The sequence below is a fragment of the Pseudoalteromonas sp. APC 3355 genome (assembly GCF_030407615.1).
Taxonomy (GTDB): domain Bacteria; phylum Pseudomonadota; class Gammaproteobacteria; order Enterobacterales; family Alteromonadaceae; genus Pseudoalteromonas; species Pseudoalteromonas distincta.
The window spans coordinates 659,023-682,051 of record NZ_JASDDB010000002.1 but is presented as its reverse complement, the minus strand read 5'-3'; the positions used below and the strand labels follow the sequence as shown (position 1 = coordinate 682,051).

Here is a 23,029-nt window from a genome sequence, read left to right as displayed (position 1 = left end):
TTGGCGGAGTGGACGGGACTCGAACCCGCGACCCCCGGCGTGACAGGCCGGTATTCTAACCAACTGAACTACCACTCCAGCTTTTACTTACAAGTTTTACGAAAATGGCGGAGTGGACGGGACTCGAACCCGCGACCCCCGGCGTGACAGGCCGGTATTCTAACCAACTGAACTACCACTCCATATTTTCGTTGCTGTTTAGGTCTCCCTGACAGCGGCGTGAATAATACGAACCAACCCCTATTTCGTCAAGGGCTTTTTTGTTTTTTTATAGGTTTTTTAGTCATCTGTCATCGAAAGGTTTAAAATTTCACCTGATCTGTCATTTTTTGAGCCATTTTTACCGACTTGATTTTTTTCTGTGTCGGCAACACCACCTTCACTTGTTTTCTTTTTCTTTAAAAAAGGCAGCTTCACTTTAAATTTAATCGATTTTTTCTGAACAAATATACGAATTAACAACCAACCGAGTAATAAAATGAGCGTATTGCAGCCTACAATTAAACTAATAATTGCCGATGTGGCCATTTTTTCTTCAACAGGCTCACTCTCAATCATTTTATCTGGCGTAATAATTGTTGCCGAATCAATTTCGGGCACCGCTTCTATGGGTCGTTCTATCTCAAATTTATACGTTGGTAGCGTTGCCATAAATTCACGGCCATTAATATTAGTGCCAAAAACAGACAGTTCAACACTATATCTACCCCAATCATAATTTTTAACACTAAGCTGACGTGAGTCTTTAGCTGCAGCATCTATGGTAAACATTTGCTCTTCGTTATTGGGATAGTAGATTTTTCCCTGGATGATGACTGTCTCTGGCTTAACAATACTTGGGTCTATATTTATAGTTAACAGATGCTCGTCTGTGTCTTGTTCTGCTAACGCGACTTCGGTTATAAAAGGCGGCTCGTGCACTTCTATTGTATTTTGCACAATGCGGCGCTGCAGCAGAGGTGTTGCCACGTAAAGCTCTGGTGTCCATTCACCCGCAGGAAAATCTAAAGTAAACTCGCCGGTAAACACACCATCTTTAGGACGCTCATCAAATCCACGTCCATCGTCTTTAAATTCCGCTACTTCTTGAATGCCTGCGCCAAAGTTAGCAAAGTTTTCATTGTTGGTACTTACAAAGTCAACATTAAGGCTCACAACATCCCTAAATAGGTTTGTGTTAATTGGCTCATCGTCGTTTAGTATTTTCCCGGTGATTTTTATTGTCTCCCCCCTAAACAACATTGAAGGAAGAGGCTCTGCCTCAAGAGATATTTCGCCTAATACAACTATTCTGCTGTCGGGTAAAATACTGCCTATTACTTGCCAAGGACCCGCCATAGGTTTTTTTATGGTAACTAAATCGTAGCTGAGTTCGTCAAACCAATCTAAGTTAGGGTTTTTAACTGAGTCAGTAGCAAAGTACTTACTGCCATCGGGCCGCACTAAAATAACAGCAGGTGCACCTGATTTTCTAAAAAACAGCAGTGTTATTTCATCTATTTTGCTATCTATGCGAAAACGATTATCAAGTAAAGGGATCTCATTTTGATGCCCATCGCGCTTGAGCACTTCTACTTGTTTTACGCCATATGCATTGCCAGTAAATAAACTAGCAGCACATAACGCTGTTACAAAATACATCGTTTTCATTAAATCGCCTTATTCTGCGCGCCATATACATTGGCCGCCTTCTTTGTTTACAAGATCTAATCGTGCTTCGTGTGCGCTTTGCTCAGCGTCGCTTGCTCGCAATACAACTAATGGGGCTCTATCGCTATTTAAACGCTTTATACCGCCTTTCTGTTGCTCGCTGCCGTCATCTTTGTTTTGATTCAAATTCAGCTTTGTTTGACCACCCGTCATGGCAAGGTAAACATCGGCTAAAATTTCAGAATCCAGTAGCGCGCCGTGAAGTGTTCGCTTTGCGTTATCTACATCGTAACGACGACATAATGCATCAAGATTGTTCTTTTGACCTGGATGCAAGTCACGCGCCATTTTAAGCGTGTCGAGAACTTGACAAAAAGTCTCTGTTTTAGGATAGCCCTGATTAAGTAGTGCAAATTCATTATCCATATGACCAACATCGAACGGTGCGTTATGAATAACTAACTCTGCCCCTTCAATATAGTCGAAAAACTCTTGGGCAATTTGATGAAATAACGGTTTATCACGTAAAAATTCGTTAGTGATACCGTGAACGTCGATTGCTTCTTCTTCGCTTGGGCGTTGTGGGTTTATATAAACGTGAAAGTTATTGCCTGTTAAACGGCGATTTACTAACTCCACACAACCAATTTCTATAATACGGTGCCCTTGTTTAGGGTCGATGCCGGTGGTTTCTGTATCTAAAACTATTTGTCTACGTGCCATATCGAATTTAGCCTGATTCTGGTATCTTTCTATAATCACTTTATTGTACATAAGATCAAGGTAAAACAGTGCAAAAAACCGTAGAGATTTACACCGACGGCTCATGTTTAGGTAATCCAGGCCCCGGCGGTTATGGTATTTTTATGATTTATAACGGCCACGAAAAAGAAATGAGCCAAGGTTATAAACTCACAACAAATAACCGAATGGAAATGCTCGCGGCTATTGTTGCCCTAGAATCACTCACTCGAGAATGCGATGTAAACCTAACAACCGATAGCCAATATGTTAAGCAAGGCATTGAATCGTGGATCACTAACTGGAAAAAACGTGGCTGGTTAACATCAGCTAAAAAGCCGGTTAAAAACGTCGATTTATGGAAACGCTTAGATAAAGCCTGTAGCGAGCACAATGTAACTTGGAAGTGGGTTAAAGGGCATAGCGGCAATAAATACAACGAAATAGTTGACGATTTAGCCCGCGATGCCGCTGGCAGTAAAGATTTACTAGAAGATGTAGGCTACCAGCCTTAAATTTATTCTAAGCTAGGGTCTGTTGATCTTTCAGGTTAAATTTGCAGCAGTCTGTTTGGTATTTAGGCAAGGCAGAGCCTATGTAGTGTGGTTATTCCCCATAAATGGGCGATAACGTAGCATTAATGCCAAACAGGCGCAGCCCAAAGGGTTCTTTCTAGGGGCTATTTACTCTTTGTTGCTCGGTTTTTACTTAGCCCACTAGGTTACAAACCTCGCGCCGCGATTAAATAGCCCCTAGTTTGAACAAATTTTAATCCGCAAAGATCAACAGACCCTAGTTGTTATACCAATTTTATTAAAAACATGTTCATTCTATCGCATTAAATAACTCACTAACTGCGTTAAAAATTATTCATATAGAACAACTATATGTCACAATTTTCGCCTTGTTAATGTGCTATTTTCTTAGCGCTATGATAGATCACTTATTTAATGCAATTGGTATTATTTTTTTGCTCGCACGATTTAAAGTGTTGCTTTGACGTTTGTCTAAGTCCTGCCCCTTTTACTGGTGCAAACTGCGGCCTAGCATGCCACTTAGGTTTTATCGGCGTAAGTGGCGCAACTCTTTTTCGTGCCACCAGCATATAAACACTGCCCATTGGTTTTAAATACTGTTTTGCAAAAGTCCGCCAAAACTCAAATCTTGATAACCTGTTACCTCTTGCCAGTGATGAATAAATAAAACGTTCGTCACTTACAATTTCAAAACCCAATAAATTTAGCCAATCTTTAACCCTCGCAGGGGTAAAAAAGCGCCCCGTCCATGGTAACTTCTGACCACTAAAAGGCAGCATTTGTGCAAGCCCACACAAACTAAACGGATTAAAACCAGTCACTAGTATATAACCGCCCGGAATAAGCGTGCGATGTGCTTCTCGTAAAATGTGATGTGGGTCTGAATGATACTCTAAGCAGTGGCTTAGTATACAAGCATCAATACTGTGCTCGTAAAATGGCAATTCATCTATGTCAGCAACTACCCCAGTGTAAGGCCCAGGCTCTGCAACACACACTTGGTGTTTAATCGTACTTATACTTGTGTTTAATTCGCCACTTAAATTACCCAACTTAAGCATATGATAGCCAAACATACGCGGAAGCCATTGCTCCATTTTACGTTCAATATCTGTGCGTAAATAATCCCCATGAGGAAACTGCTGCCACGACAGTGGTTTGGGTCCTTCTTGAAAACTAAGGGCTGGTTTCATTTTTTGAGCTCGTTATACTATGCGATAAGTGTCACTTTATAGAGCAATTTACCATGGTGCAAGTCAAAGCAATTAAAGCCTTTTCTGATAATTACATTTGGTGTTTAACTACCGATAACAGTAACCAAGCATGGGTAGTCGATCCAGGTCAAGCACATCCCGTATTAACCTACTTAGCTGAGCACAAACTAACGCTTGGTGGTATTTTAATTACGCATCATCACTACGACCACACTGATGGCGTAGCTGAATTAGTTGACGCCTATCCAGATATATCGGTTTATGGCCCTGCAAATAGTCCATTTAAAGGCGTCACTCACGCACTCACTGATGGACAAAGCATCAGTGTGCTTAATATTAACTTTAGTATTTTAGCAACTCCTGGGCACACGCTTGATCATATTTGTTACACAAATGATGAACTTGCTTTTACAGGCGATACATTATTTAGCGGCGGATGTGGGCGCTTATTTGAAGGCACGCCAGAGCAAATGTGGAAATCTTTTAATAAACTAAGAGAGCTGCCTGCAAGCTGTGTTGTTTATTGCACACACGAATACACGCAAGCTAATCTTGCCTTTGCCAAAGCAGTTGAACCACGCAATCCAGAACTCCTTGAGTACAGTAAAAAAGTAGATGAATTACGCAGTAATAATCAAATTTCTCTACCGACCTCTATTGGACAGGAGCTAAAAATAAATCCATTTATGCGTAGCGATTTGCCAACCATTATAGAGTTAGTGCCAGAGAAATTTATCTCGGTTACAAAAAACAATGAACCTTGGGGAAACTTTGCGAGTCTGAGACAGTTCAAAGACAATTTTTAATGCAAAAACTAATACTTTAATATTTATTTCATTAGAATCATTAACTTAAGATATAGTGATGATTCTATTTCTGCGTTTTAAAAAGTCATTAAGTGGCAATGTTAACTCATAACAGGTAGTATTCGCCGAGTTTTTTACCCGATGTATTGGTATTTATGAATAAATCTCCCCTATTAGTAGCCTTGGCGTTAGCGCTAAGTGGTTGTCAAACTGTGACAACATTAGAGTCAGACTCTCAAGTTGCCACGCAAGCAAACCAACAACTCGAAGGCGCAAGTCCTAACGACATTAACAATGCATTGATGGTAAACGCACAATATCAGCAAGTTGACTCTGATGAGCAAGAAGCGCCCGTGTTTGATGATGTGTGGGAGCGAATTCGCTACCAACTTTCTATCGAAATACCGCAAAACCGCCCTGTTGTTACTGAACGTAACTATTACGCTCGCCACCAAGCCTATTTAGATCGTATTTCTAAACGTGCAGAACCTTACTTACACTTTATTGTTGAAGAAGTAGAAAAGCGCGAAATGCCAATCGAAATTGCACTACTGCCTATTGTAGAAAGCGCATTTGACCCATTTGGTTATTCTAATCGCAGCGCATCGGGCATTTGGCAGTTTATGCCTGCAACCGGTGAGCGATTCGATTTAAAACAAAACTGGTGGTACGACGGTCGTCGCGACATAGTGCAGTCGACTCGTGCAGCACTTGACTACTTGTCGTATTTACATAAAACACTTGAAGGCGATTGGCTAAATGCGATTGCTGCTTATAATTCAGGTGAAGGGCGCTTGATGCGCGCTATTAAAAAGAATCGTAAAAAGCATTTACCTACCGATTTTTGGTCTCTTGATTTACCTAGCGAAACAACAGCCTACGTACCAAAGTTATTAGCACTTGCCGATTTATTAAAACGCTCAGATGATTTTAACGTTACATGGCAACCAGTAATTAATGCACAAGTGGTTGAAGTGGTTGATGTTGGCTCGCAAATAGATTTAGCACTTGCTGCTGATATGGCCGATATGACGCTTACTGAGCTATACAGATTAAACCCTGGTTTTAACCGCTGGGCAACTGATCCTAATGGCCCACATTCTTTATTACTGCCAGTAGATAAAGCAGAGCAATTTAGCCAAAAACTAGCAAACACTGATGTTAAAAACAGATTACGCTGGCAACGTTATATTGTGGCTCGAGGCGACAGCTTATCAGTAATTGCCAAAAAGTTTACAACGAGCTCAAGTGCAATCCGATCGCTTAATAAACTCAAATCAAATACGATTAAAGTAGGCCAAGAATTATTAGTCCCGCTTACTGATGGCGCTATAAATAGCGAACATTTACCAAAGCAGATGCGCTTAGCTGCTAATAAAGCAACTCGCACAAAGCTTTCGCACACAGTTAAAAGTGGCGACACGTTATGGGACATTAGCCGCGAATATGACGTAACTATGGATGAGTTGGCTAAATGGAATAAGCTAAAGAAAAACTCTGTACTGCGCCTAAATCAAAAACTTACTGTGTATAAGTCTGCTAATAAACCACAAGCAACGGCAAGTACCAACCGTACTATTACATACAAAGTACGCCGTGGTGACTCACTTGCACGTATTGCGTCTAAGTTTAATCTAAGCGTTAACGAAATTATTAAGTGGAATAATTTAGCCGGTCAAAAATACTTACAACCTGGCCAAAAGCTAAAACTTAAAGTAGATGTCAGAAGTAGTTAATTTATAAAACTATATTAAAAGTAAAAAGGAGCGCATGCGCTCCTTTTTTAATACTTTAAAATTAAAGGATTAAGCAGGTAGTTTTTCTAGCCATACTTTTAACCAAGGCTCGGTTACCGGCCACGGTTCAAAATCTTCACATGCATCTATTTCTAGGCGGTTGCCCACAGGCTTTGCTTGTAAATCACGAAGTAGCTCGTCAAAGCTTCGCCCTGCGCCACAAAATGTATCGCCGTAACATCTGTCACCCATTGCAATTACACCAAACGGTTTATCGGTAAGCATTGGGAAAGTGCTATTCATTGCAAAGTACAATCCGGCCAAATTACTCGGTACATCACCTTGGCCTGTTGTGGAGGTAACAATTAAAATATGCGATGCATTTTTTATATCATCAAGCGATGCTTCTGTAATTACTGTAGCAGTATGACCCGCTTGCTCTATTGTGGCTGCAACTTCATCGCTTAAACGCTCTGCACCGCCATTAACGCTGCCTACAAAAATACTAATATGTGCCATTAATAATCCTTTTCTTGCTCTGGCCAACCTAGCTGCTTACATATTTCAAGCATGTCTTCACCTAGTGGCGCTTTAATTGTTATTGATTCATTACTATAAGGGTGCACAAAACTAAGCTCTGTTGCAAATAACATTAAGCGTCTTAGCTCAAAATGCTCTCTAAAAAATTGATTATGCTGGTTATCACCATGATTTACATCACCAATGATAGGCAGTGATAAGTGCTTTAAGTGTCTGCGAATTTGATGCTTTCGCCCGGTTTTTGGAAAACACTCAACTAACGAGTAACGCACTGTTGGATACTTACCTATAGGAATAGGCAATGCAGCTTGGTGCAAGCAATTAAACTGGGTTTGCGCTTCTTGCGGTGCTTTATCTTGATCTGCAAACTTATCGGCTATTTTATCAAGTTCTTCTTTAAGCGGTTTATCTAAAAATACTGACTCTGGCGCAAAGCCGCGCACTAAGGCCAAATAGCGCTTAGCAATAGTACCTTCAATAAATAGCTGATTCATATCGCGAGCTGCTTCAGAGCTCAGTGCGAACAGCAATACGCCCGACGTAGGTCTATCGAGCCTATGTACTGGAAATACATGTTGCCCTAGCTGGTCGCGCAACATTTGCATAGCAAACTGGGTTTCGTGTTTATCTAAAAACGAGCGATGCACTAATAAACCTGAAGGCTTATTTATAGCCACATAGTTTTCATCTTGATACAAAATAGTCAGCTCGCCATATTCAATAGGCGCTGGACGCTCACTCATTTGGTTCTCCTAAAAAGGTATCAAGGGCTGTTAGTAATTCAATAATTTCATCGCTTCCGGCTTTATTTACAAGTGTCATTTGCGCCATAGGGGCAATAGCAAAGTTACGCGGCAGTGGTTGCCTATGTGTTATTAATTGCTGTATTTTGTCAATAAATACAAACTGTAACCACTGCTCAAATGCCATTGTATCGTGACAAAAAGGAGTATTTGAAAGCAGTGCCTCAGCGTCTATTGGCTCACTTTGCCAAAGCGCGTGTTTTTGTAAAAGTGCCGTTAGCTGCACTAAATAAGTTTGGGTTTGCTGGTACATAACCACCCTCTTTTATATATGTAATGCAATTATACCCTGTTCCCTCACAAGCGGCTATGACGTATAATTAATGTAATTTTGCAGTAAAAACAGTTGAGAAAACAATGAGTGATCAAATAGCTACATTAGGTCAGCTTTTAGATAGTGCGGGTACTCAGTGGCGTGCTTTTGATATTGGCAGGCACATTACTAAGCTTGATAAAAAACAATTTTTAGCTATTGAACAAGCTCAAGTGCCTTACCCTTATCCACTTGCTGGTCATGCATGGCTCGCTATTCAATTTTGGGATACTAAAGCCAGTAAAGAACCGTATGTATGGTTTTTAAAATTCCCCCTTGATGAGCAAAGTATGCTGGTAAGTGCTAGTCGCGATCACTTTGCTGATATGGTTATTCAAGCGCTAGGCACTGAAATTACAGGCGAGCAAGCCGATGGAAAGCTTGATAATAACCCTTATGTTTTTACACCAAACGCAAATAAATTAGCGGCATTTAACGCCCAAGTAAAAGTACTATTAAAACAGCCTGCATCGCAGTACTACGAGCATGCACAATTGTACTTTAGCGGTAAAATTGGTTTTGATAATTGGCAAAGTGTTGCACTACAGGGTATTGCCGATTTTGCACTACGCTTAGACAGCGATACAAACTTAAGTAATCTGCAAAAAGCATGGGCGCATTTACCTATTGAAGTACTACAACCACTCAGTGCAATGCTTGAACACGTTGAAATACCAACATCAATGAGTGAGTTACTTGTTGATTACACCCAGGGTGCAATTAGTAACAACGACACAGTGGCTATAACCGCAGCACTAAGATCAGCTTCAAAAGGTCAAGCTCAAGGATTATGCGCTCAATTAGTTGATACTGTACTAAGCTCACAGGTAAGACACGACTCTGACGTGTTACTAACAATAGCTGGGCGGTGTTTTAAACAATTAGAAAACCCTGAACGCTTACATGTATTTATGGATAATTGCGCGCATCATCAAAAAATTGAAGAATTGTTTCCAAGTATTTTTGCTGACTTAGTTGCAATACCAACTATTCGCCCGCATTTATTAGGCTTATTACGTAAAGAAAATCGTAGCGAAACCCTCGCGCGTGCAATTGGAAGGTTATTCTCTTAAATGGCAAGTTTATGGACGTTCATACTTATTGGTAGTGTAATTTACTTATTTTGGCTTAACCGAAAGGTTGCTGAAGCGGCGAACGTTCATGCTAAACGTCAAAGTGAGCAACTGCAGGTGCAGTTAATGAGTGTTGCATGCACAAAACGCCGCTTTGGTTTTTTAAAGAACGGCAAGCCAGGCATTAAAAGTGAATTTATATTTGAGTTTTCAAGCGACGGTGAAAATGCTTATCAAGGTGTGTTAATTATGGAAAATGAGTTTTTGAAAAGTGTGGTTGTTCCACCCCATAAAATATAAAACTTAATATACTTTAGGAGTATATGTCTTAAATTAATAAATTTAATTCAACACAAAAAACTAAGGCGTAACTAAAGTTACGCCCCAATTGGACTGCATCCTGCTAGATATCCATTATCTTAAATCCGTATTATCATCCCCTGAACGAGTAAACAACCTTGTTTACCCTCACATTGCATCCTGCAATATCCATGGCCACCTTGGCAAACCCACGAAATCTATCGTTTGGCTACATCCGTAGCATCATCCCTGGTAATCCTTTAAAGTAGCTCCTGCCACTTTTGCATCCTGCAATATCCATAGCCATCTTGGCAAACCCACGAAATCTATCGTTTGGCTACGTCCCGTAGCATCATCCCTGGTAATCCTTTAAAGTAGCTCCTGCCACTTTTTGCATCCTGCAATGTCCACTTGCCATCTTGGCTGTCCTGCGTAAACTAACGCTCCTGCTACTTCCTGTAGCGTCATCCGTGATTATCCTAAAGTAACTCCTAGCTACTAAGTGCTTCATGCACTTCCTTATTCTTCCTTGTATCCGTTTTAGCTTGTCCTTTATGCTTCCTGCTAGCGTCTGCTATGTTGCCTATTCCTTATCCTTGGCAGTAACTCAATCATTGAGCTATGTCGTCTTGACAAAGAGAAGTTTAAAGCAATCAGGGGAGAGAAATAGGACTTAACATTAAATAAATAAACGTCACAAAAATGAAAAAACAAAATAAATACTGCAGAACAATAGCTTAGAACAAAAAAGGCTACTTATTAGTAGCCTTTAAGTGACAATGCTTACGATGATGTGAGATATATCTCACGGTCTTATGTCCGTTTGGGCGCATTGGCTTACATTATAATTTTAAATAGTTGGCTCAATTATTGATTTAAACAGTAACTCGCCCTCTACTTGGTTAAAAGTAAGGTGTTTAAATGCTTCAAACTTTTCAGTTTTAAAAAATTCAATGTGCTCCTTACGTGTTACAAATACAGCCATCCCTGTAGACTCAGCGTTACATTTAACTAAGTCGTCAAGCCCACGTAGTAAGTAACGACCAAAGCCTTGTCCATGAAAATGCGGATCTACGGCAATAAAAGCTAAAAAATAGTAATTGCCTTTTTGCTTAAGGGCGTCTCTAATTGTTTGTTCTTTATCTATTAATTGATTTGTTTGCAAGTAGCCCGCACTCAGCATTAATTTTAAACGCCAGTGCCAATAACGCTGCGCTTGTAATTGGCTATTAGATTCAAATACACACGCTACTGCTTTTAATTTATCGTTGCGGTATAAACCAATTAATGGCTGTTTTTCTTGCCAAAAACTACTGAGTTCTTCGCGAATTAATGATCGTAATTTTTTTTCGTAAACTGATTTATTTTCGTCATTGTAGCTAAGCATGTTTAGTAATACAGGATCGTCATGATAAGCCTGATAAATTAGGCTCGCTGCAGTACTAATATCTTCTGCAGCTAAATACTGTACGCTGAACGTATCAGCTGGTGTGGTTACACTCATTGTATTTCCTTTATTATTTTAGCTATAGGCTGTTTAACTTTAAACCTAACTATATACCTAAAATTATTAACCGTAAATTCAGCGAGAGTTTAACTAGCAGGAGGTACAGTTAGGTACTAGTATGAATTTTCATTCATTTAAAGGAGCAATTTCATGGATACGACAAAACACGACATTAACACACTTTTTGCACAGCTTGGATTACCAAATAGTGATGAGCAAATAGATGCATTTATTGCCTCACATGAATTAGAAGACACAACACTACTCCAAGAAGCTTCTTTTTGGGATGAGGCACAACAGCACTTTTTAGCTGAATCCCTTGCACAAGACGGAGATTGGAGTGAAGTAATTGACGAGTTAGATGTACGCATTCGTCAAAGTAAGTAATTTTATTTAATGTACCCTCCCTTATTTATTGCTAACATAGCATCTGCGCAGCATTTATATGCTGCGTATTTATTTTATTAAAGAGTTATATATCTAATGAATTCAGTTGTATTTGATGCAATCAAAGCCCTTCTCGATGAAGGCAAAATCCCTACTGTAGCACTAACTAAAAGCCGTTTGGCGCAACCGGTTCCAATGCCGATGATTATTGCAGCAGTAAGCCAATATAAAAACAATCCTGATTCAATTAATAACTTCATGAGAAACCCACAGCAGTCAGATAATACTGAGCTTAAAACAAGTCAATTAGATAGAATTGAGCAAAAACTCGATAAACTTCTTGCGCTGCTAGAACAAAAATAATTTGAGACTATAAATGTTCGTTGTTGATTTAACTTTTGATTGCTACCAAGACACCACCCTAGAACAAGCCGAACAAGCAATAAATCGCTTAGTAAATGCACTGCGTTTTAATGGTCAAATAATGGGGGAAGAATTTCCAACCGTTTTAAAAGATGGATTTTTTATTACCCGCGTTATGTGCCCGACCGAAGATGCAATGCACCCGCTAAATAACAGCCCGTTTGTTAAGCACAGTATCGAAAAGTTACATAGTGCTGGGCTACTTGCGCCAAAAGTAAAAGTGATCGGACAAGATATTCACTCCAACGGCGCTGATTGCTGCAAAGAACCATCAAGTTATATTTTATATACAACCTATGTGCATACGTGCAGCCCGCTTTATTGTGGTGATGACTTTTTGCCTTTGCCGCTATTTCGTATTCCGGCAATTGCTAATGGTGACTATAAAACGCTTATAAAATGGCAAGAAGATTGGCAAGCCTGCGATCAAATTCAAATTAACGGCGCAACCCGTTGTGAATTTCCGGCGCTTGAAGAAATATCGAGTATTAAAAGCGACTTATATAGACGCGGAAAAGACATAACAAAGCGAATTAGTTTTTTAACTAAAAAGCCAACCTATTATTATTTATACCGTGTAGGCGGCGTAGATAAAGCGTCTGAACTTGAACGAAAATGCCCTAGTTGTAATGGCGATTGGAAATTACCTGAATCGTGGTTTGGGTTATTCGACTTTAGGTGTGAGCCCTGTGGCTTAGTGTCTAATATATCGTGGGATTTTCAGTAGTTACACTAAATTAATGAGCAACAATAGCTTGGTGCTAACTGCACCAAGCTGATTGTTGAATAGACTCTAAACCTCTAATGCCTTTAAAAAAGCATTAATGTTGGGAGCAAGTACATGGTGTGTGTTTTTGCCAACATGCTCTAAACATACTTCACCAGTGTGCACCAATACACTCACTAGTAAATCATCTTGTTCTGTTAAACCAATAAATACTGTTTCTGGCTGCTTGAGCTTGCGTTTCATTAAAACGTGGCCCGTTATATTTTGCTGTAGCAAATTAAAGTCTTCTTCGTTCCATGCTTGTAGTAATTCAACCTGATGCCCATCAATACTTGCTAAAATACTTCCACCGTACATATGTCCGTATAGCTCGCTAAGCGCTTTTGGAAACTCAAGTTCTAGTGCACTGGCTAAATCATTAAGCGAACCTGCGGGTTGCTGACGCGCCCCCTGCCATTGAATGTTTCCTTGCTCGTCAACCTCACCAACTTCACATGGGCTTGGCCATTGATCGTCGTGTGTAATAAGTGGGTACTTTGCAGTGTTTTTAAGGGTATTTTCGCTAAATTTTTGATGAAGTTGTTCTATAAGCAATGCAACAGACATACTGTGAAACTCATTTAAATTAGATATAATGTCCCCATTGTAACTATTTAAGAGCAAACATGACAGATTACAGCAATTCTCCAGACCTTAAAGGTAGCGTATTAGGCCAATCTACTGAGTATGTAGATGTGTACACGCCAAGCTTGCTTTTCCCTATTGCGCGCAAACTAAATCGTGATGCTTTAAATATTGACGAAGCAGAGCTGCCATTTAAAGGCCAAGACATTTGGACAGGTTACGAGCTTTCATGGCTAAATACTAAAGGTAAACCGCAAGTTGCCGTGGCCTTATTTACCTTTGAATGCCAAAGCAGCCATATTATTGAGTCAAAGTCGTTTAAACTTTATTTAAATAGCTTTAACCAAACCCGATTTGAAAGCATTGATGTAGTAAAACAGCATTTAATTGATGATTTATCAAACGCGGTTAACAGCCCTGTCAAAGTGACTTTATATAATCCTGATGATTACAATTGCTTACCGTGTACAGCGCTGCCAGGTGAATGTATTGATGATTTAGATATTGAGATTAATAATTACGATATTGATGCTAATTCACTTAAAGCAAAGAATGATAACGTAGTAACAGAAACGCTCTACAGCCACTTACTTAAGTCGAACTGTTTAATTACCTCCCAGCCTGACTGGGCAAGTGTGATCATAAGATACACAGGCGAGCAAATATGCCGTGAGTCGTTATTGCGTTATTTAATTTCATTCAGAACACATAACGAATTTCATGAGCAGTGTGTTGAGCGTATTTATAGCGATTTAACAACACAACTTAATATTAAAGAGTTAGAAGTTTACGCGCGTTATACTCGTCGCGGCGGGCTTGATATAAACCCGTATCGCTCTACACATTATAACGATACGCCATTTGCAGTTAAAATTAATCGTCAGTAGGTTATTTTAAACTGGGATATGAGTATTAAAAAAGGAGCCTAGGCTCCTTTTTACATTCTTTAATTAACTTCGCGCTTAGTGGGTATAGGCATACCACACACATCAACGTAATTATGTGCTTTAACAAACCATGGCTCAACACGGTTTTTACGAGCATTTATTAAGTTTTTAAACACCGATGAGTTTGTTTTCATCACTTTAAATATACTTTTATCGCTTTGTACATCACCAAGTACTTGTATATTGGTAATTGGGTTAAATGCTTTTCCTTCAGTTGGTATGCGCGCTAAACGGTTAAAATGCTCTATACCTTCGAGCACTCGACCAAACACCGTAATGTTTTTATCAAGGTAGCGCGGGCCTTGCCCTACTGTTACAAAAAACTCCGTACTCGCACTATTTATATCGTTGTCGCGCGCCATGGCAAACACGCCACTACAATGCACTTGCCATGTTTGCGTATGTGCTGAGTTTTGAGCTACTGCAAAGCCGTTTAAAAAGCCAGTAACTGGTGCATATCCGTCGCCATTTAGCTCAGTAATTAAAAGTGGTTTGTTTGTTGTTAAATAAAACTCAGCAGGGACTGTTTTATCTGCCGTTTTAATTAACTTTTTACCCGAGCTGTCCCCGCCTTGCGCTACAAAACCTTCAACAAACCGATAAACGCTGGTATTTTTATAAAACCCTTCTCGCGCTAACTTTTTAATATTTTGAACGTGCTTTGGGGCAAGTTGTTCATTAAGCTCAATATACGCATCGCCCGTTGGCAGCGTTACCTTTAAAATATTTTGAGCATCCACTACTCGCCAGTCATTATCTGTTGCACTAGCAATTACCTCACTCGCGCTCAATAAAGGTAGCTCTTGTTTAGCAACACCATTACCAAGTTGTTGAGCACAACCGCTCAATAAAACACTAAGCAGAGCTGGCAATATAATTTTTTTCATCGCTTATATCCTTATAATTATTATAGCTTTGGTTATTCCCAATCAAACTTATATAGCACATCAACATTTTGATATAGGCCGCTCGTTATTTCTATGTATAACTGTGAAAGTAACTGATAACGCACAGCCACTTCACTGAGCGAATCAAATACACCCACGCTATATTTAACTTGTAAGCTGGGTGCTACGTAACCAGATATTTCTACTTTGGTGCTATCACCACTACCTGATGAGCTTAAACTTACATCTGACAGCCCAAAGGTTTCACCTACCTTAGAAACAACCCCTTCGCTGCGGCTAACCCCTTGAGAGAGTAATAACTGTGTAAGCATAGCATCGCTTGACGAACTTTCTCCATCACCTAAAGGTTGGCCATTAAGTAAATATGCAAGTGCTTGTGCTTGATCCATCGCAGGCTCAGAAAATATTTTAAGCGTTGGTTGTTCAACATTACCCGTAAGCGTAACCCCTGCAATGACACCATTTGCAGTCGTATCGGGGTTACGTATTGCTTTAATATTTAAAAATGGTTGTTCAATTGAACCGCTAAAACCTACTTGCCCAGTGCTGATTATTAAATCTTGCCCAAAGGCTAAGTAAGTACCTTCAATTAAGTTAAGCTCACCTGTGGCTATAATTGGTGCACCTTGACTCATTTTTATCGCTAAATCACCCGCAACTTTTGATTCCAAGCCAAACGATTCTACTTTTACATCGTTTTTAACAATCACTTTTAAATCTATGTCGTAATCAAATGGAACTGTTTCTGTGGCCTCGGTTTTTTGATCAACAATAATTTCATCATCGCTAACTTGCACTGCGCCCTCAGGAAGCTCTTCAATCATTATACGACCGTAAGGCACAACTACCTCACCAGCAAGCTTGAGTGCATTATTTGCCAAGCCTATTTTTAAATCCGGCGATACTTTAAAAGTAACCCCTTGCTGCGCACGTACATAAAACTGCTCGCCAACTACCGCCACATTTACAGCTGGTTGCGCACCTTGCCAATCAACGTCACCGGTGAGATTTATTTTACCGCCCTGGTTGTCGTTTAAGTTGCCTTTTATTGTGGCTGTTGTTTTATCAAACAATACGTTTATATTTGATTTTTGCAGCGCTATAGGTAATTGCTCGCCCTCTAAACTAATATCGCTCACATTAAGTTCGCCATTTAATAATGGATCTTTTAACGTACCTGCTAATGCGATTTTTCCGCTAATATCACCTTTTAACTGCTCAAGGGTTTCAAGAAATGGTTGTAAGTCTGAAAGGAGTATTTTATCAATATTAATAGTGCCGTTAAGCGCTTGCGTATTTTGTATGTCGTCAATATCAATTTGTGTGTTTATTTTACCAAGCACACTTGATTCTAAATTAGCTTCAAGCTTGCCAACTTGAGAGTCCGAAAATGCACTAACAGTTAGAGTTTCGATTGGTAATTTAAAACGATCTTCTTCCGAGGTAAGCACCGCTTCTAAGTCGCTAGAATCGATATTTGCGCGTAATGTTTTAAGCGCACCACTTTGCCAATTAAGCGCTACATCGCCAGTTATATTACCGCGAGTACGAATGCTATTAGGTAAAAAGTGCTTAAGCTCCTCAAGAGCTAAATTGCTTAGTTTAGCATTTAGCTGACCGAGGTTTTTTGATTGGGCTAAGGTGTCTATGCACAATTTACTTTGCTCAGATGCCCAACAATGTGCACTTACATCAAAGTCGCCACTTTGCGTATTAACCATAATGGCAATATTTTTAGTATTACTAAAACTAAGCTTTTTATCGCTGAGCGTTACATTACTAAGCTCGCCATTCCAAGTGGTATTATTAATTTTGCCATTAACTTCAAACTCTACACTGCCTTGCTCAGCATCTACAGATGCCGTAAGTTGGTGATCTGTTTTGTCGCCGCTAATATCAATTTTAACGCTATTAATTTGCTGTTCGGCTACAAGCGCCGAACCAACACTTACCGAAACATCGGTTTGCCAATCGGCTGCGGTATCTAACTGCCCTTTTACTGATAATTTATTAATGTTTATTTCATCAAAAATAAAGCGATCGAGTATTAGCGCTAAATCAACAGAGGGCGTTAACCTTTCCCCTCTCACTTTTAAATTTGCGTTGCCATCAGCAGTAAATGGAATATTAGCTTTTTCATCACTTTTAAGCGTTACTTTGCCATCAACCTGCCAAGTGTCATCAACTTGCCCGCTTAGTGCTAATTTATTGGTGCCGCTACTTAAATAAAAACTATCAATATTAGCTTTTAACGTGTTGTCGAGCTTAAAGTTTGAGGCAAATTCTAGTGGCACGTCGTTAAGTAATCCGTTTAACTTTGTATTATTCATTTGTAGCTGCCACTTGTCGTCAGCTGCATTAAACGAGCCTTTAAACTGTCCTGAAATATCACTGGTAGCGGCATCAGTTAAGTACTGCGCTTTTAAGTTAGCAAGCGTGCCATTAAAGTTAGCCTGTATGCCTTTTTGCCAATCAACATTGGCTTTTATAGTTGCACTGCTTTCGTTCGCTTTAATGCTTAGCGCTTGTAAAGTTGCTTTGGTGAGACTGCCTTTTAATTGGGTATTTAAGTCAACAGCTGGGTACGCGCCTAATTGGCTATTCCCCTGCAGGCTAAGCTGGTAATCGTCGGCATTACCTTGTGCATTGAGGCTTACATTTCGCACTTTAAGCTCATTACTTTGTGCATCAATAAGCCACTGTTTAATTTTGCCATTTAACTCAAACGGATAGTTTTTTTGCTTTAAATTTGCCGTTGCCGTTAAACTAAGTGGATATTGCCCCTGCGTTTCTAAATTTAAGTTTAGATTTGATAAGTCACCATTCAACTGCAAATTGGCTTGGTGCTCATCACTTTGTAAAACAACATCCCCTTTTACGGGCAAGTTCCCTGCAAGCTCAGCGTTAAGATGCGTATTAAGCTGCCACTGTTCATACTTTGCTGAGAATGACTCTAAATTAATAACCGCATCTTCCACACTTAATTGCAGCGAGATGTTTTCAATAACATGTTGGGCTTCGTTTTGCTCAATCGTAATGTTAGCTATTTCAAAGTCTTCAACAACTAAGTAAAGTGGCGAAGTAAATTCTATATTAGGTAATGCGGGTAGGTGCGTTAAAGGCGCTTGAGTATTTTGCGCCGTTTGTGTTTTCGCATCTTGTTCTTGCTCTTTTAAAGCAACAAGTATGGTGGGAATATTCAGGCTTTTAACCGTCAGCTTTGAACCCTCTGCTTTTGCTGAGAGTTTAAAGTGATTAACGCTTACGTTTGCACTTGGGTGCTCTAGAGTAAATTTATTGATCGCAATGTTTTTTACAGCAATATTAAAAGGTAAGCTGATTTTTTCAAGCGGCTCTGCAGCGGCTTCTTCTTGTGACTCTGCAGTTTTTGGTAATGTTAAATTTATAGATTTAGCACTTAAGTTATCTATACAAATTCCATCGCACTGCCACCAAAACAAATCAATTTTCAATTGTTGTGCATTAAAATCCAAGCCATTGCTAGTAAAGCGCACATTAAAGGCATCATTATAAATAAAACGGCCATCTTTAATTACGATATGTAGTCCATCTACCGCTTTGTTTGCACTATAAGCAATAAATTGATTACCGGGTGCGGTAAATAACAAACAAAATAGTGCAACAACTAACGTGACAAAAATAGCACTTACGGCGGCTGTTATCTTTTTTAATACTGACATTAAATTTCTGGCCCTATGGTAATACTTAAACGTGTGCTTTTACTTTCTTTTGTTAATCCCCAAGCGTGGTCTATACGCACTGGGCCAACGGGTGTTAAATAGCGAAAACCAAAACCAGCGCCTACTTCAAAGTCATCAGAAAAATCATTCGTTGCTGTACCACCGTCAACAAATAAAGCTGCGCGCCAGTTTTGAGCAAACTGATAGTTGTACTCTATTGTACTGGTTAGTAAGTATTTACCACCGATGAGGTCGCCATCATCATTTTCTGGCGATATTGATTGGTACGCAAAACCACGAACACTTTGATCGCCACCTGCGTAAAAACGCAGTGAGTAAGGTACGTTTTCAATATCATCAACAAGCATTGCACCAACATTTGCTTTTAAAAACACTAAATGCTTATCTAAGTATGTACGTAACCACGCATGTTGCATTTGCACCCTAATCAGATTAGTACTCGAAAGCACATCATCTAAACCAAACTCAGCAGATATAAGCCACTGCTCTCCCCAGTATGGAGTCGTGCCGCCTTTTGATTTTTTGCGGGCGTAGCTAATGCCCGGCATTAACATTTCGGTGCTTTCTTCCTCTTCATCACCGATGCGGTAGGTTTCTTGGTCGCGGCGTAAAAATGCAGTACGCACCCACTTATTTTCGGTTAACCATTGGCGCTGAATTTGCCCCGTGAGTATTTCACTGTAGGTATCGTTTGTTAGTTCATCCTCTAATTTATATCCAGCAGAAAAACGCCATAAATCATCATTCGGATCATCAACTGGAATGGTATAAGCCATGGAAATATCTTGCTGCTTTTGCGCCACATTTAAATTAGTTTCGAGATAATGGCCGTCTTCTGTGATCCACGGTTTACTCCATTTAAAACGCACTTTGGGCCCTAAGTCAGTACTAAAACCGCCGCCAATTTCATAGCTATTTGCAGGCTTATGCAACACATCTACCTTAATAGGTACTTGGCTATTTTTACGCGCAGCAATATCGGCGTAAACGCGCACGCTTGCAAAATAAGGGGTGCTTGATAAATCCAAATTATAGTCAGCAATATGTGTTGATTTATAAGGTTGACCCTGAGTAAAAGGCGCAAGCGAGCGTATGTATTTTTCAGCAGGCGTATTACTAGCTATTTTTATATCACCAAACTGATATCTAACCCCAGTATCAATTACAAAAATAATAACAGCACTATTTTTCTTAAGTGACACTTCTAATTTGCGCGCTGGCCACTTTGCATCAAAATAGCCAAGCTCCAATAGCATAGATTCTATTTTTTTATGAGCAGAGTCATATCTACCATGATTTAAAACATCACCTTGTTTTAAGTTGGTATTTTTAATTAATGCCTGTAATTGAGTATCATTTTGGCCATCGCCGTTTAGCGTAATATTAATTGCTTCTATGCGAGTTGCAGGACCTCGCTCAACTTTAACAATTAGCTCGCTGTCGTCTTTATCATAAATAACCTCGACGGTCGGGCTATAATAACCAAGTGCTTTAATGCTATTTTGTACTTGCTTTTGGGCATAACGACGAAGTGTACGGGTTGGTTTTTCACCAATTAATTGCTTGAGATAAAGGGCTACGTTATTTTCTAAATCACCACTTAACCCTTTAATTTCGTAATCTTCTATGACTTTTTCTGCCGCATAGCTATTTGTCGCAATTAAAGCGCTCACAACACATATGCAACGTAAAAACTTAATAAACAAGTAAATATCCTTACTTTTAATATCTTACATAAAACTGGCTGATTACGCGCATATTAGCATAGCCATAATGAGCAACACATTAACTTAATGACAATCTAACGCGTAAATTTAACTTTGAATAAGTATCAGCATAATTAAAATTAGTACGCGTTAAGACAATATTTTAGTTACAATAGTGCCTACGAATAAAAAATTAATTTTAAATGAGTTTTTAATGCAATTCCCTGATGATGATAACGGCCAACTTTTAGCCGAAATAGCCGCTGCTGGCATTGATTTAAATAAAATGCACCAAGTCGATTTTTTTATTTTATTTGAACAAGAAGCCGATGCTGAAAAATTTGCTAAAGAAATAGTCTCTGATGCATTAGTTCAAAATGCTGAACTTGAAAAATGTAAAGACACTGGCGTTTGGGAAGTAATCACTCAAGTACAAATGGTGCCAGAGCACACCCTTTTAGGCCAAGCTGAGCAATACATTGAAAGCATTGCTAATAGCTTTAATGGATACGGTGACGGCTGGGGATTAATGGACGGTGACGAAGCTTAGTTGCCTTTTAATTGTATTAGTTCAATGTACTCTATCAGTTAAGCTTAGCGGCTTAACTGATTTGCCTTCCTAAAATTGCCTTTATAGTCAAATAGCTTATCAGCCACTTTCCAACCATACTTTTTGCTTTTTCGTGCAATAACAAAATCTGGTGGTACTAATTCAAATTGTGCGCTTAGTACTTGCGCTGCAGTTTTAAAATTAATAGGTGTTTGTCCAAGCCCTACTCGTAGACCAAATTGCTTATTAAATATAAATTGCCCACCTTTATTTGCGAGGTTATATACCTCATCGCAACTTGCGCCATCTTCATCAAAATACGTTACTTTAATAAGTTCATCTTTAATTTGAGTAACCGATAACCCACTACATCGAAGCACAAGTGCGTCTTTTAAGTTTAATGCATTACGTAACTTATCATCAGGGTCGGCCATTACCGCGCCGCAATCATGGCATTTACGTGCAGCAATGTCATTTTGGGCGCCGCACTGCTCACATTCTTTAAACCTAAAACGATAATCGCACTGCTCTTTATGCCCATCATCTTCTAACAGGCCTTGGCAACGCCTGCCAAAGTGCTCTATTACTTTGCCAGTAGAGTCTGTTTTACCCCAAAATATATTCGCAAACCCACAACCTGGGCAAAGTACCTGCACAGGTTCATTATCACTATCGCCTTTTTTATCACCTACTTCTGGGTGAAATAAATTAAAACCATTGCCAGCATAATCTATTACTAAGCAATCCGTTTTTGATTCAGATAACCTTAAACCTCGCCCCACAATTTGTTGATATAAACTAACTGATTCTGTAGGTCTTAAAATAGCTATAAAGTCGACATGTGGCGCATCAAAGCCGGTTGTTAGTACCGATATATTAACTAGATACTTTAATTGCTTAGCTTTAAATTGCTTAATGATTTTATCGCGCTCAGTGTTTGGCGTATCACCTGTTATAAGTGCACTTTGATAAGCTGGCAAATAGCTTAATATTTCCTGGGCATGCATTACCGTGGCGGCAAAAACCATAACCCCTTCGCGCTCTTCACTGTATTGAATTACTTGCTGTAATATAGCCTGCGTTGCGCGCTCACTGTTTTTTAAAAGCGCATTCATGTCATCAGTCGTATATTGCCCAAATGCATTGCTATCTAAGGACGAAAAATCATAATGGCTAATTGCTGCATCAACTTCGTTAGGCGGCGTTAAATAATTATGTTTGATCATATACCTGAGCGGCAATTCAAAAATACAACTTTTAAACGGACTTTCTTGAGTACCCTTAACAAAACCATGATAATGGTGGTGGTATATCCACCCCATTCCTAACCGATAAGGTGTTGCTGTTAAACCCAATACTTTTAACTGAGGGTTATACTCTTTTAAACTGTTTATTACTTTACCGTACTGACTTTTTTTATCCCCATTTACCCTGTGGCATTCATCAATAATAAGTAATGAATAATGCTCATTTAATTTGTTTAAATTACGAGAAAGTGATTGCACACTGGCAAAGGTTACTTGATGGTTTAATGATTTTTCTTTTAAGCCTGCTGAAAATATACTCGCCTCTAAACCAAAACTTTTATATTTTTGTGAATTTTGCTCTACCAGCTCTTTTACATGAGCAAGCACTAATATTTTTTGCTTAGCTATACGCGCAAGTTCAGCAATAACCAAACTCTTACCTGCGCCGGTTGGTAGTACAATAACGGCAGGATCATTACTCTTTCTAAAGTGTAAAACGGTGCGTTCTACAGCTTCTTGTTGGTAAGGTCTTAGTTTATAGCTCATGGGAAAACAAATAGATTTTAATA

The 23,029-nt window shown here is 39.4% G+C and carries 22 protein-coding genes and 2 tRNA genes; 10 read left to right on the top strand and 14 right to left on the bottom strand.

Going from position 1 to position 23,029, the window contains the following annotated elements; genetic code table 11:
- Position 1 precedes the first annotated feature (1 nt).
- The 4 genes from QMA08_RS06270 to dnaQ form a co-directional block, all read right to left on the bottom strand.
- Positions 2-78, bottom strand: a tRNA-Asp gene (locus QMA08_RS06270).
- Between the two features lie 27 nt (positions 79-105).
- Positions 106-182 (bottom strand) — tRNA-Asp (locus QMA08_RS06265).
- Positions 183-279: 97 nt separating this feature from the next.
- Positions 280-1,650, bottom strand: coding sequence for a TIGR03503 family protein (locus tag QMA08_RS06260; RefSeq protein ID WP_290173966.1), 1,371 nt, complete (start codon positions 1,648-1,650; stop codon positions 280-282).
- A 9-nt stretch (positions 1,651-1,659) separates the two neighbouring features.
- Positions 1,660-2,373 carry a DNA polymerase III subunit epsilon gene (gene dnaQ, locus QMA08_RS06255; protein ID WP_024606537.1) on the bottom strand — a complete coding sequence of 238 codons (714 nt, stop codon included), beginning with the start codon at positions 2,371-2,373 and terminating at the stop codon, positions 1,660-1,662.
- 68 nt (positions 2,374-2,441) lie between these two features.
- Between dnaQ and rnhA the strand changes: the two genes are divergently transcribed.
- On the top strand, positions 2,442-2,906 hold the full coding sequence (rnhA, locus tag QMA08_RS06250) for a ribonuclease HI (protein WP_002963021.1): 465 nt from the start codon (positions 2,442-2,444) through the stop codon (positions 2,904-2,906).
- Between the two features lie 428 nt (positions 2,907-3,334).
- Here rnhA and QMA08_RS06245 read toward each other — a convergent pair whose 3' ends face one another.
- Positions 3,335-4,120, bottom strand: a complete 786-nt coding sequence (locus QMA08_RS06245) for a class I SAM-dependent methyltransferase (protein WP_002963022.1) — start codon at positions 4,118-4,120, stop codon at positions 3,335-3,337.
- Positions 4,121-4,173: 53 nt separating this feature from the next.
- Between QMA08_RS06245 and gloB the strand changes: the two genes are divergently transcribed.
- Positions 4,174-4,947, top strand: a complete 774-nt coding sequence (gene gloB / locus QMA08_RS06240; protein ID WP_290173965.1) for a hydroxyacylglutathione hydrolase — start codon at positions 4,174-4,176, stop codon at positions 4,945-4,947.
- 155 nt (positions 4,948-5,102) lie between these two features.
- Entirely contained in the window at positions 5,103-6,683 is a 1,581-nt protein-coding gene (locus QMA08_RS06235) for a LysM peptidoglycan-binding domain-containing protein (RefSeq protein WP_149602939.1), read from the top strand.
- Positions 6,684-6,752: 69 nt separating this feature from the next.
- Here QMA08_RS06235 and QMA08_RS06230 read toward each other — a convergent pair whose 3' ends face one another.
- From QMA08_RS06230 to QMA08_RS06220, 3 genes are read right to left on the bottom strand one after another with little or no spacing between them, the layout of a single operon-like run.
- Positions 6,753-7,202, bottom strand: a complete 450-nt coding sequence (locus QMA08_RS06230; protein WP_010553680.1) for a flavodoxin — start codon at positions 7,200-7,202, stop codon at positions 6,753-6,755.
- Entirely contained in the window at positions 7,202-7,966 is a 765-nt protein-coding gene (truC, locus tag QMA08_RS06225; protein WP_002963028.1) for a tRNA pseudouridine(65) synthase TruC, read from the bottom strand. Before truC ends, QMA08_RS06230 begins: the two co-directional genes overlap by 1 nt.
- Entirely contained in the window at positions 7,959-8,279 is a 321-nt protein-coding gene (locus tag QMA08_RS06220; protein WP_182693623.1) for a YqcC family protein, read from the bottom strand. Before QMA08_RS06220 ends, truC begins: the two co-directional genes overlap by 8 nt.
- 104 nt (positions 8,280-8,383) lie before the next feature.
- On the opposite strand from QMA08_RS06220, the gene QMA08_RS06215 reads away from it, so the two are divergent.
- Together QMA08_RS06215 and QMA08_RS06210 are read left to right on the top strand one after the other, a co-directional pair.
- On the top strand, positions 8,384-9,412 hold the full coding sequence (locus QMA08_RS06215) for a DUF3549 family protein (protein WP_290173964.1): 1,029 nt from the start codon (positions 8,384-8,386) through the stop codon (positions 9,410-9,412).
- On the top strand, positions 9,413-9,712 hold the full coding sequence (locus QMA08_RS06210) for a DUF3301 domain-containing protein (protein ID WP_002963032.1): 300 nt from the start codon (positions 9,413-9,415) through the stop codon (positions 9,710-9,712).
- A gap of 850 nt (positions 9,713-10,562) precedes the next feature.
- Here QMA08_RS06210 and QMA08_RS06205 read toward each other — a convergent pair.
- Positions 10,563-11,216: a GNAT family N-acetyltransferase gene (locus tag QMA08_RS06205; RefSeq protein ID WP_024597670.1), complete on the bottom strand. Its 654-nt coding sequence runs from the start codon at positions 11,214-11,216 to the stop codon at positions 10,563-10,565.
- 153 nt (positions 11,217-11,369) lie between these two features.
- Here QMA08_RS06205 and QMA08_RS06200 point away from each other — a divergent pair, with 153 nt between their 5' ends.
- From QMA08_RS06200 to QMA08_RS06190, 3 genes are all read left to right on the top strand, one after another.
- Positions 11,370-11,606, top strand: a complete 237-nt coding sequence (locus QMA08_RS06200) for a DUF2789 domain-containing protein (protein ID WP_002958240.1) — start codon at positions 11,370-11,372, stop codon at positions 11,604-11,606.
- A gap of 96 nt (positions 11,607-11,702) precedes the next feature.
- Positions 11,703-11,969, top strand: coding sequence for a hypothetical protein (locus tag QMA08_RS06195; protein ID WP_197118468.1), 267 nt, complete (start codon positions 11,703-11,705; stop codon positions 11,967-11,969).
- A 13-nt stretch (positions 11,970-11,982) separates the two neighbouring features.
- Positions 11,983-12,756 carry a Zn-ribbon-containing protein gene (locus QMA08_RS06190; protein WP_290173963.1) on the top strand — a complete coding sequence of 258 codons (774 nt, stop codon included), beginning with the start codon at positions 11,983-11,985 and terminating at the stop codon, positions 12,754-12,756.
- Positions 12,757-12,822: 66 nt separating this feature from the next.
- Here QMA08_RS06190 and syd read toward each other — a convergent pair whose 3' ends face one another.
- Positions 12,823-13,362 carry a SecY-interacting protein gene (syd, locus tag QMA08_RS06185; protein ID WP_290173962.1) on the bottom strand — a complete coding sequence of 180 codons (540 nt, stop codon included), beginning with the start codon at positions 13,360-13,362 and terminating at the stop codon, positions 12,823-12,825.
- A 59-nt stretch (positions 13,363-13,421) separates the two neighbouring features.
- Between syd and queF the strand changes: the two genes are divergently transcribed.
- Positions 13,422-14,267 carry an NADPH-dependent 7-cyano-7-deazaguanine reductase QueF gene (gene queF, locus QMA08_RS06180; protein WP_008169292.1) on the top strand — a complete coding sequence of 282 codons (846 nt, stop codon included), beginning with the start codon at positions 13,422-13,424 and terminating at the stop codon, positions 14,265-14,267.
- A gap of 59 nt (positions 14,268-14,326) precedes the next feature.
- Here queF and QMA08_RS06175 read toward each other — a convergent pair whose 3' ends face one another.
- The 3 genes from QMA08_RS06175 to QMA08_RS06165 are packed head-to-tail and all read right to left on the bottom strand — an operon-like array spanning position 14,327 to position 20,663.
- Entirely contained in the window at positions 14,327-15,214 is an 888-nt protein-coding gene (locus QMA08_RS06175) for a peptidylprolyl isomerase (protein ID WP_290173961.1), read from the bottom strand.
- A 32-nt stretch (positions 15,215-15,246) separates the two neighbouring features.
- Positions 15,247-18,936: a translocation/assembly module TamB domain-containing protein gene (locus QMA08_RS06170; RefSeq protein WP_290173960.1), complete on the bottom strand. Its 3,690-nt coding sequence runs from the start codon at positions 18,934-18,936 to the stop codon at positions 15,247-15,249.
- Positions 18,936-20,663 carry an autotransporter assembly complex family protein gene (locus tag QMA08_RS06165; protein WP_290173959.1) on the bottom strand — a complete coding sequence of 576 codons (1,728 nt, stop codon included), beginning with the start codon at positions 20,661-20,663 and terminating at the stop codon, positions 18,936-18,938. The genes QMA08_RS06170 and QMA08_RS06165 overlap by 1 nt, the downstream gene beginning before the upstream one ends.
- 214 nt (positions 20,664-20,877) lie before the next feature.
- On the opposite strand from QMA08_RS06165, the gene QMA08_RS06160 reads away from it, so the two are divergent.
- Positions 20,878-21,213 carry a ribonuclease E inhibitor RraB gene (locus QMA08_RS06160; RefSeq protein WP_007378192.1) on the top strand — a complete coding sequence of 112 codons (336 nt, stop codon included), beginning with the start codon at positions 20,878-20,880 and terminating at the stop codon, positions 21,211-21,213.
- A 44-nt stretch (positions 21,214-21,257) separates the two neighbouring features.
- Here QMA08_RS06160 and QMA08_RS06155 read toward each other — a convergent pair whose 3' ends face one another.
- Positions 21,258-23,006, bottom strand: coding sequence for a DEAD/DEAH box helicase (locus tag QMA08_RS06155; protein WP_290173958.1), 1,749 nt, complete (start codon positions 23,004-23,006; stop codon positions 21,258-21,260).
- Positions 23,007-23,029 lie beyond the last annotated feature (23 nt).

Bases quoted from the DNA above. Each gene is read 5' to 3' on its own strand.
- QMA08_RS06205 (WP_024597670.1), bottom strand. From the start codon at position 11,216: ATGAGTGTAACCACACCAGCTGATACGTTCAGCGTACAGTATTTAGCT.
- QMA08_RS06230 (WP_010553680.1), bottom strand. From the start codon at position 7,202: ATGGCACATATTAGTATTTTTGTAGGCAGCGTTAATGGCGGTGCAGAG.
- QMA08_RS06200 (WP_002958240.1), top strand. From the start codon at position 11,370: ATGGATACGACAAAACACGACATTAACACACTTTTTGCACAGCTTGGA.
- QMA08_RS06245 (WP_002963022.1), bottom strand. From the start codon at position 4,120: ATGAAACCAGCCCTTAGTTTTCAAGAAGGACCCAAACCACTGTCGTGG.
- gloB (WP_290173965.1), top strand. From the start codon at position 4,174: ATGGTGCAAGTCAAAGCAATTAAAGCCTTTTCTGATAATTACATTTGG.
- QMA08_RS06190 (WP_290173963.1), top strand. From the start codon at position 11,983: ATGTTCGTTGTTGATTTAACTTTTGATTGCTACCAAGACACCACCCTA.
- QMA08_RS06260 (WP_290173966.1), bottom strand. From the start codon at position 1,650: ATGAAAACGATGTATTTTGTAACAGCGTTATGTGCTGCTAGTTTATTT.
- syd (WP_290173962.1), bottom strand. From the start codon at position 13,362: ATGTCTGTTGCATTGCTTATAGAACAACTTCATCAAAAATTTAGCGAA.
- QMA08_RS06195 (WP_197118468.1), top strand. From the start codon at position 11,703: ATGAATTCAGTTGTATTTGATGCAATCAAAGCCCTTCTCGATGAAGGC.
- truC (WP_002963028.1), bottom strand. From the start codon at position 7,966: ATGAGTGAGCGTCCAGCGCCTATTGAATATGGCGAGCTGACTATTTTG.
- QMA08_RS06210 (WP_002963032.1), top strand. From the start codon at position 9,413: ATGGCAAGTTTATGGACGTTCATACTTATTGGTAGTGTAATTTACTTA.
- QMA08_RS06175 (WP_290173961.1), bottom strand. From the start codon at position 15,214: ATGAAAAAAATTATATTGCCAGCTCTGCTTAGTGTTTTATTGAGCGGT.
- QMA08_RS06155 (WP_290173958.1), bottom strand. From the start codon at position 23,006: ATGAGCTATAAACTAAGACCTTACCAACAAGAAGCTGTAGAACGCACC.
- QMA08_RS06215 (WP_290173964.1), top strand. From the start codon at position 8,384: ATGAGTGATCAAATAGCTACATTAGGTCAGCTTTTAGATAGTGCGGGT.
- QMA08_RS06235 (WP_149602939.1), top strand. From the start codon at position 5,103: ATGAATAAATCTCCCCTATTAGTAGCCTTGGCGTTAGCGCTAAGTGGT.
- dnaQ (WP_024606537.1), bottom strand. From the start codon at position 2,373: ATGGCACGTAGACAAATAGTTTTAGATACAGAAACCACCGGCATCGAC.
- QMA08_RS06160 (WP_007378192.1), top strand. From the start codon at position 20,878: ATGCAATTCCCTGATGATGATAACGGCCAACTTTTAGCCGAAATAGCC.
- QMA08_RS06220 (WP_182693623.1), bottom strand. From the start codon at position 8,279: ATGTACCAGCAAACCCAAACTTATTTAGTGCAGCTAACGGCACTTTTA.
- queF (WP_008169292.1), top strand. From the start codon at position 13,422: ATGACAGATTACAGCAATTCTCCAGACCTTAAAGGTAGCGTATTAGGC.
- QMA08_RS06170 (WP_290173960.1), bottom strand. From the start codon at position 18,936: ATGTCAGTATTAAAAAAGATAACAGCCGCCGTAAGTGCTATTTTTGTC.